Source organism: Aeromonas sp. QDB68 (assembly GCF_027707405.1).
In the GTDB taxonomy this organism is placed as follows: Bacteria; Pseudomonadota; Gammaproteobacteria; order Enterobacterales; family Aeromonadaceae; genus Aeromonas; species Aeromonas caviae.
On sequence record NZ_JAPCIQ010000120.1, the window covers coordinates 1 to 8637 of the forward strand.

5 protein-coding genes and 2 pseudogenes are annotated in these 8637 nt (G+C 62.7%); 2 read left to right on the top strand and 5 right to left on the bottom strand.

The window, feature by feature from the left end; translation table 11 throughout:
• Positions 1–222: 222 nt before the first annotated feature.
• Entirely contained in the window at positions 223–2124 is a 1902-nt protein-coding gene (gene dhaR, locus PG892_RS20180) for a dihydroxyacetone kinase operon transcriptional regulator DhaR (RefSeq protein ID WP_052815569.1), read from the top strand.
• Positions 2125–2217: 93 nt separating this feature from the next.
• Here the strand turns inward: dhaR and PG892_RS20185 are convergent, their stop codons facing one another.
• The 5 genes and pseudogenes from PG892_RS20185 to PG892_RS20205 form a co-directional block, all read right to left on the bottom strand.
• A complete protein-coding gene (locus tag PG892_RS20185; protein WP_052815563.1) occupies positions 2218–3300 on the bottom strand; it encodes a glycerol dehydrogenase in 1083 nt (360 codons plus the stop codon).
• Between the two features lie 140 nt (positions 3301–3440).
• Positions 3441–4157 carry a dihydroxyacetone kinase phosphoryl donor subunit DhaM gene (gene dhaM / locus PG892_RS20190; protein ID WP_052815564.1) on the bottom strand — a complete coding sequence of 239 codons (717 nt, stop codon included), beginning with the start codon at positions 4155–4157 and terminating at the stop codon, positions 3441–3443.
• A gap of 1 nt (position 4158) precedes the next feature.
• A complete protein-coding gene (gene dhaL, locus PG892_RS20195; RefSeq protein WP_052815565.1) occupies positions 4159–4788 on the bottom strand; it encodes a dihydroxyacetone kinase subunit DhaL in 630 nt (209 codons plus the stop codon).
• A gap of 15 nt (positions 4789–4803) precedes the next feature.
• On the bottom strand, positions 4804–5874 hold the full coding sequence (dhaK, locus tag PG892_RS20200; RefSeq protein ID WP_005316680.1) for a dihydroxyacetone kinase subunit DhaK: 1071 nt from the start codon (positions 5872–5874) through the stop codon (positions 4804–4806).
• 238 nt (positions 5875–6112) lie between these two features.
• Positions 6113–7342, bottom strand: a pseudogene (locus PG892_RS20205) (NCS2 family permease); the annotation flags it as partial.
• 94 nt (positions 7343–7436) lie between these two features.
• Here PG892_RS20205 and PG892_RS20210 point away from each other — a divergent pair.
• Positions 7437–8558: pseudogene (locus tag PG892_RS20210) on the top strand (IS256 family transposase); the annotation flags it as partial.
• Positions 8559–8637 lie beyond the last annotated feature (79 nt).

Genomic DNA, 8637 nt, shown 5'->3' on the forward strand with positions numbered 1-8637 from the left:
TCTTCGACAAGGGTAAGGTGTTCAATCAACGTCATAGCGCGTGCCTCCTGCATGGAGACGCGATTAGATCACAGACGATATGCCTGTTCAAATTTCATTAACAAAGTGCGATCCGGCCCTGGGAGAAGGACGGGGTTGCCACCCTCTGATGCAGGTCACTGAATCGGGCGTGCTGGCGTGGTTAAATAGTCGGCTCACATCTTGCCGGATATTGCTGTGACCATGCCATCTGACCTTCAGCCGCTCCAGCCCTGGCCTGACTATCTGCAGGCATCCTGGCTGCGCTGCGCCCACCAGACCAGTGCCACCCTCTGGCATCCGCCCCACAGCGCCAAGGGGCAGACCTTACAGAGCCTGCGCCAGCGCAAGCGCGACCTGCTCACCACCGGCGAGATGGCCCTCGAAGATCTCTACGAATTTATGGAGGGGCGCCCCTGCGCCCTGCTGCTCACCGACGAGAGCGGCTGCCTGCTGGCCCAGACCGGCCACCCCGACACCCTGCGTGAGCTGGCGGCGCTGGGGTTTGGCCCCGGCGCCTTTTTCAGCGAGGGGCGCATCGGCACCAATGCCATCAATCTGGCGGCGCTGGAGGGCGTGCCGCTCTGCGTCAGCGGTCCCCAGCACTTCAACCAGACCCTCCACCCGTGGCACTGCTGTGCCAGCCCGGTCTACAACAGCAACGGCCGTCAGGTCGCCATCATGGCCCTGATCTGCAAGGTGGAGGCGGCGAGTGCCGGGGATCTGGCGCTCACCGTCAGTGCGGGGCGCGAGCTGGCCCATCTGCTGCAGATGGAAACCCTGATGCAGGAGTCCCAGCACCACCTGAGCGAGCTCTACGCCCTGCTCGATGGCATGGATGACGGCGTGCTGGCCTGGGATCCGCAGGGCCGACTGCGCTACCTCAATGGGCTGGCGGCCAACCGGCTGCGGCTCGATCCGGCGCTCTGTCTCGGCCAGCCACTGGAGCAGCATTTGCTGTTGCCCCAGCGTTTGCAGCTGGCCATCAAGGGGCAGACGCCACTGAGTCATGTGGAGGTGACGCTGGAGCGGCTCGGCGCTCAGGAGGGGGAGTTCATCAATGCGCTGGTGAGCCTAAAGCCGTTGCCGGGGCCGGAGGGGGTCAGCTTTATCGCCCTGCTTCACCCGGTCGACCGCCTGCGGGCCATTCACCAGCTGCGCCAGACGGTGCCTGAACTCTCCGCCTTGGTGGGCGAATCGAGCGCCATGCGCAAGCTGCTGCGCTACGCCCGGCAGGCGGCCCGGAGTCAGGGGCCGATCCTGCTACGCGGCGAGGAGGAGGTGGGCAAGGCCCAGTTGGCGGAGGCGATCCACTTTGGCAGCGAGCGGGCTGCCGGGCCGCTTATTACCCTCAACTGTCAGGCGCTGCCGAGCGAGCGGATGGCGCTGGAGCTGATGGGCTCCGACGAGGCGGGGCAGGAGCGGGCGGGCAAGTTCGAACTGGCCCACGGCGGCACGCTCGTGCTGGAGCAGGTGGAGTGCCTCTCTGCCCCCATGCAGGCGGCGCTGCTGCAACTGCTCAAGACAGGCCGCATCCAGCGCTTCGATTCGGCCCGCATACTGCCGCTCAAGGTGCGGATCATAGCGACCAGCAGCGCCCCGCTGGAGCAACTGGTGCAGGAGGGGTTGTTTGGTCGCCAGCTGCTCTATGCGCTGCAGGCGTGCGAGCTCTGGCTGCCGGGGCTGCGGGAGCGCGCGGCCGATCTGCCAGGCCTTATCAGCCAGCAGCTAGGAGCGCAGGGGCGCGAGCCGGTGCGCCAGTTCAGTCCGGCGGCCCTCGATTGTCTGCTCGCCTATCCCTGGCCCGGCAATCTGGGGGAGCTGCGCAGCGCCGTCGAGCATGCCCTGCTCCATGCCGGTCAGGGGCTGATCCCGCCGGAGGCGCTGCCCGCCGCCATTCGTCACGGCTATCAGCTGGTGGCGAATGAGGTGGTGGGGCAACCGCTGCTCACCCTGGCCGAGCTGGAGCGCCAAGCCATTTTGCGCTGCGCCCACGCCTGCAAGGGACAGGTGAGCCAGATGGCCCAGCACCTGGGCATCAGCCGCACCACCCTGTGGCGGCGGCTCAAGCTGCTCGAGATCGATCCCGCCGACTATCACGGCTGACGGCGACCCGAGCCGTTACCAACCGACCCGCGAAAATGAAAAGGCCCCGCAGTTGCGGGGCCTTTTTATATGGCAAGGTCAGCAGTGGCGATGTTACAGCCCCAGCTGGTGGGCAGTGACGATGGCCGCCAGCACATCCTCGGCGGTGACCTTGAACGGCATGTTGTGGATGGTCTCACCCTCGGCGGTAGAGGCCTTGGCCACATCCATCAGGCGCGCCATATCCAGCTCCTTGACCCCCATCATATGCAGGTTGGTCGGCAGGCCAATTGAACGGCAGAAGGCCAGCACGGTTTCGATCTCCGCCATGGGCGCGTTCTCCAGCACCAGCTGCACTAGCGTACCGAATGCGACTTTCTCACCGTGATAGAGGTGGTGACACTCGGCGAGCTGGGTCAGGCCATTGTGGATGGCGTGGGCGGCGGCCAGGCCGCTGCTCTCGAAGCCGATACCACTCAGATAGGTGTTGGCCTCTATGATGTTCTCCACCGCCTTGGTGCAGAGCCCCTGCTCCACCGCCAGCTTGGCCTTGTAGCCATCGGCCAGCAGGGTCTTGTAGCAGAGCTCGGCGATGGCCTGCGCCGCCAGGGTAGAGGCACCACCGGCCATGGTCTGGCAACCGGAGACCTTGTTGGCGCGCGCCTCGAAGTAGGTGGAGAGCGCATCCCCCATGCCGGAGACCAAGAGCCGCACCGGAGCGCGGGAGACCACGCCGGTATCCATGATGACCATATTGGGGTTGGTCGGGATCATCAGGTATTCGCTGAACTGCCCTTCCGGGGTGTAGATGACCGCCAGCGCGCTGGTGGGGGCATCGGTGGAGGCGATGGTGGGCACTATGACCACAGGCACCTTCTGGTAGAAGGCGACCGACTTGGCGGTATCCAGCGTCTTGCCGCCACCTATGCCAATGATGACGTCGAACGGCGTCTGGTTGCAGCGGGCCAGCAGACGGTCGATCTCGGGGCGGGAGCATTCGCCGTTGAAGCAGTCGAGCTCCGGTTTGATGTCCACGCTGTGGAAGCTGGTGGCAACCGTGTCGCCAACCAGCTTGGTGACGAAGGCGTCGGCCAGAATAAGTGGCTTGCTGCCGAGCGCTTTGACGTAGTTGCCGATATTGGCGAGGGCCCCGTTGCCTTGTACGTATTTGCTGGGGCTGATGATAATGCGGTCCATATTCTATACCTCTCTCTAGTTCATAAGACTTCTTTTGAAACTAACAGGGGCGAAGGGGCGGCTGTGCCGGGGAGTCCTTCGTCTTTAAGTGGCGCGGCGGCTGGCCGATAAGGCCGTTGCCGCGCCTTGAAGCAGGCGGGTCAGTCGCCGAAACGTTCCGCTGCCAGCTGCTGGAAGCAGGTCAATGCGGCGGTGGCATCCTCCCCACGCGCCAGCAGGGTGAGCGTGTCGCCCTTACGCACGTTGAGCATGGCGAGCCGGGTCAGGCTGCGGGGATTGGCCTCTTTGTCCCCCTTTTGCAGCTTGAGTTCAGCGGCAAAGGGCTTGAGGGCGGCCACCAGCCGGGCGGCGGGGCGCACATGCAGGCCGTGGGGGTTATCCACTACCACCTCGCAGCGCTGCCAGCCCTCGTCGGCTGCCGGTGCCGTTTCAGTGGCGACCTGCGCATCTGTGGCAGGCAACATGGCTTGCTTGGGCCCTAGGGCGCCGAGCGCCTCTGCGGCCACCTCGTCAAGGCTCATACCTGAACCTGCCGCCACCACGGCGGCAAGGGTGCCCTCAACCAGCGGGGCCGGGCAGAGCCGCACCCGGGCGCTTAACTCGGGGGGCAGCAGTTCGAGGGCGGTTTCGGCGCTGAGCAGAGCGCTGCCCAAATCCATCAGCACCAGTACACCGCTGCCGTCGTCCGCTTCTTCTATCGCACTCATCACGGCGATGGCATCTGTGCCTATGGGGTGGTCGGGGTCATCGACCCCGGCCGCCAGCAGCAGTTTGGCCGGGCTGCCCAGCTGGTCGGCCAGCGCTTTCAATCCGGCCGCCAGCATGGCGCTGTGAGAGACAACTACGATGCCGATCATGTCACAACCTCGCTCTGTCACGCAGGGCGGTCAGCAGCAGCAGGGTCGAGGTAGCCCCGGCATCCTGATGGCCTATGCTGCGCTCGCCCAGATAGCTGGCTCGCCCCTTGCGGGCCTGCATCTGTATGGTGGCCTCGGTGCCAGCTGCGGCAGCGGCCACTGCCTTGTCCAGCGCTTCGTTGAGGGGGAGCTCTTGCTGCTGCGCCTGTTGCAGGGCCGCCAGTGCCGGCCACCAGGCGTCGCACATTGTCTTGTCGCCCGGCTCGGCGCGGCCGCGGGAGACGATCCCCTCGACTCCGTCGCTCAGCATTTTGCCAAGCTGGCTCAGGCTCAGGCTTTGGCAGGCGTCCGTACTGGCCGCCGCTCGAATGAAGAAAGTGCCGTAGAGCGGGCCGCTGGCGCCGCCAACCGAGGAGAGCAGGGTCATGCCGGTGGTTTTCAGCACCTGGCCGATATCCTTGTCTGCCACCGCAGGCAACTTCTCGGCCACCTTGGTAAAGCCGCGCTGCATGTTGAGACCGTGGTCGCCATCGCCGATGTCGGTATCCAGCGCAGTGAGGTAGTCACGCTGCTCGGTGAAGATGTGTTCGCAGTCGAGCAGCCAATTGACGATGTGATGTTTGCTTAGCATGAGAATTAGGGCTCCTTAGCAGCCGCGACGCAGGGCGGGGGTGTGAACGGGGGCATCCCACAGGGTCATCAGCTCGTCGTCCACCTTGAGCAATGTGATGGAGATACCTGTCATGTCGAGGGCGGTGCAGTAGGGACCTATCAGGTTGCGCACCAGATGGATGCCCGCCTCTTCGCACAGGGCCGCGAGGCGACCATAGACACCATACAGCTCTGAAATCGGGGTGCCGCCCAGGCTGTTGACCAGGGCTATGACGCGATCGCCCCGGTTGAGCGGTTCGATGAAGGTGTGCTCTTCCTGCCAGCTGCCGGAGGCTCTGTCCCAATGGCGCAGGGTGCGGCCATAGGGGGTGTTGTCCGCCAGCTCGCTGAACATGTCATCCACCAGGGTATTGAGGTCGGTGAAGGGGCGGCGCGCTATACCGGGTTCGCCGTGGATGCCCACGCCAAACTCCATCTCGTTGTCCGCCAGAGTGAAGGAGGGCTTGCCGGCGGCAGGCACGGTACAGGCGTGCATGGCGACGCCTATGGTGCGGCTCTGGTTGTTGATGCGACGGGCCAGTGCCTCGCAATGGGCCAGGTCATAGCCCGCTTCGGCTGCGGCACCCACCAGTTTTTCGCACAGCACTGTGGTGGCAACGCCACGGCGACCGGCAGTATAGAGGCTGTCTTTGACCGCCACGTCGTCATCGATCAGCGAGAAGCCGACCTTGACGCCATCGCCGTGCAGCAGCTCGACCGCGGTTTCGAAGTTGAGTACGTCACCGGTGTAGTTCTTCACCAGAAACAGCACGCCCGCGCCGCCATCAACGGCCTGACCGCACTCGTACATCTGATCCGGAGTCGGCGAGGTAAAAATCTCGCCGGGGCAGGCGCCATCCAGCATCCCCTTGCCCACCAGACCGCCGTGCATTGGCTCGTGGCCGCTGCCACCGCCGGAGACCAGCGCGACCTTGCCCATCACTGGAGAATCGGCGCGGGTGATGTAGTGGGGTTCGATACGTACCTTGAGCTCGGGGTGGGCGGCGGCCATCCCCATCAGTTGTTCACGGACCACGGCATCGACGGCATTGATCAGTTTCTTCATGGCTCACTCCTTGGCTTGCCACCGCACGGGTGGGCAAATGGTTGATGGAGCCAGTCTAACGGGATAAATCGGGAGAAAAATGACGACCGGTTCGGTTCGGATTTGAAACAGGAGAAAGGCCATTGGCGTTTCAATCTGAAACAGCGAGAGGCAAACGGGCGAGAAACTGTTAGCGGCCTCACAGCCATGAAAAAGGGCCCCGCAGGGCCCTTCGCTACAACCGGAATAAGTGGACGGGTTAGATGGCCCAGCCACCGGCGTAGAAGATCACCAGTGCCGCGGCAATGATGACGGTACCGACGTTGAGTTTCTTCCACTCGGCGGCAAACAGACGACCCACGACCAGCGCCACGAAGCCCAGCATGATGCCGGTCACTATGTTGCAGGTGAGCACGATGAAGACGGCGCACAGCATGCCAGCGAGGGCATCGACCGAATCGCTGAAGTCCAGCTTGGTGACGTTGCCCAGCATCAGCAGGCCGACGTACATCAGGGCCGGTGCGGTGGCATAAGCCGGTACCAGATAGCTGAGCGGCGAGAGAAAGATCATCAGCAGGAACAGCACGCCGACCAGCGCAGCGGTCAGACCGGTCTTGCCACCGGCCGCGGTGCCTGCGGCAGACTCGATGTAGACGGCAGCCGGAGCTCCACCCACCACGCCAGCGACCATGCTGCTGACGGAGTCGGCAGTCAAGGCCTTGCCGCCGCTGATGATGTGTCCACGCTCGTTGATAAGACCCGCCTGACCGGCCACAGCACGGATGGTGCCGGTCGCGTCAAACACGGCTGTCATCACCAGCGCCAGTACGGTCGGAATGACCACAGGATTGAGGGCGCCCAGCAGATCCATGCTGCCAACCAGAGAGCCTTTCTCGCCGGTCAGGCTCGGCATGGCGAAGAAGCCCTGCCAGGTCACTTTCGGGTCAAAGATGAGGCCGAGGATGGAGATGGCGATGATCACCATCAGGATGCCGCCCGGCACCTTGCGACGCTCCAGACCGAAGATGGCGGCCAGACCCAGCACCGTCATGATGACCGGGAAGGAGGTCACCTCACCCAGCTGAACCGGCAGACCGGCCCCTTCGTTCTTGATCACCATGCCGACGCCGTTGGTAGCGATTAGCAGCAAGAACAGACCGATACCTATGCCGGTGCCGTGGGCGATACCGGAGGGCAGGTTATCCAGGATCCATTGGCGCACGCCGGTGACGCTGATCAGGGTAAACAGCACACCCATCAGGAAGATGGCGCCGAGGGCAACCGGAATGCTCAGTCCCTGACCCAGTACCAGACTGAACGCGGTAAAGGCGGTGAGGGAGATGGCGCAACCGATAGCCATGGGCAGCTTGGCCCACAGCCCCATCAGCAGAGAGCCGAAGGCGGCGATCAAACAGGTGGCCACGAAGACGGGGCCTTGCTCAAAACCGGCAGCACCCAGCATGTTCGGTACCACTATGATGCTGTAGAGTTATGGTGATTTCTGGTGTACGGAGGGATAGAAGGAGTGGCGTATCCTGCTGATTGATTCCTGCAAGAATCTCAATCAACAGAGGTGATACGCCATGAACCATTCTACCCTCAGAGCCCTACCACAACCAGAAGGCAAACCCGCCGATATGCTCACCGAACTCCTGCGTTCGGGAGCAAAAGAGTTGATTGCCCAAGCCGTGGAGGCTGAGCTGGCCATCATGCTGGAACAGCATCGAGAGCTGCGTCTGCCTGATGGCCGCCAGGCGGTTGTGCGCAACGGTTACCTGCCCGAGCGGACTATCCAGACCGGCGTAGGTGACGTCGAAATAAAAGTGCCCAAGGTGCGTGATCGCAGTGGTTGTGGCATCAGCTTTACCAGCTCACTACTACCGCCCTATCTCAAGCGCACCCGCAGCATCGAAGAGCTATTGCCATGGCTCTACCTCAAGGGGATATCCACCGGGGACTATCAGGAGGCCCTCTGTGCGCTGCTTGGTGAGAAAGCCAAGGGTTTATCCGCCAACACCATCTGCCGGTTGAAGCAAGACTGGCATGAGGAGCATCGAGAGTGGTGCCAACGAGACCTTAAGGACCGCCGTTATGTTTACTGGTGGGCTGACGGTATATACAGCAACGTGCGCATGGATGACCGGCTCTGTTTATTGGTCATCATCGGTGTGACTGAGCATGGACACAAGGAGTTGGTCGCGGTGGAAGATGGCTATCGGGAGTCAGAGGCGAGCTGGAGTGAACTGCTGATGGGGCTCAGAGGCCGAGGGCTCACCACCGGTGCGAAGCTTGCCATCGGTGACGGGGCGCTGGGCTTTTGGAAGGCGATAGCCAAGTGCTACCCGGACACGGCGCATCAGCGCTGTTGGGTTCACAAGACCGCGAATATCTTGTCTGTGCTACCCAAATCGGTGCAGCCCAAGGTTAAAGAGGCCTTGCATGAAATCTGGATGGCCGAGACGCGGGAGGAGGCCAACAAGGCGTTTGAGCGCACCCTGATTCGGTTTGAGGCGAAGTATCCGGGGGCCATGGAGAAGCTGAGCAAAGACAGGGATGTGCTGCTGGAATTCTATGATTTTCCGGCAGAGCATTGGGTCAGCATCAGGACGACCAACCCGATAGAATCGACGTTTTCGACGGTGCGTCTGCGCACGAAGAGAGCGAGAAACTGTGGTTCGCGGGAGACCACCCTGGCGATGGTTTACAACCGTCATTCCGCACCTGATTTTGCTATTTTCAGTGCTTGACGGCGATCGGCCGTTCTGATCTATTACTCTCTTTTGC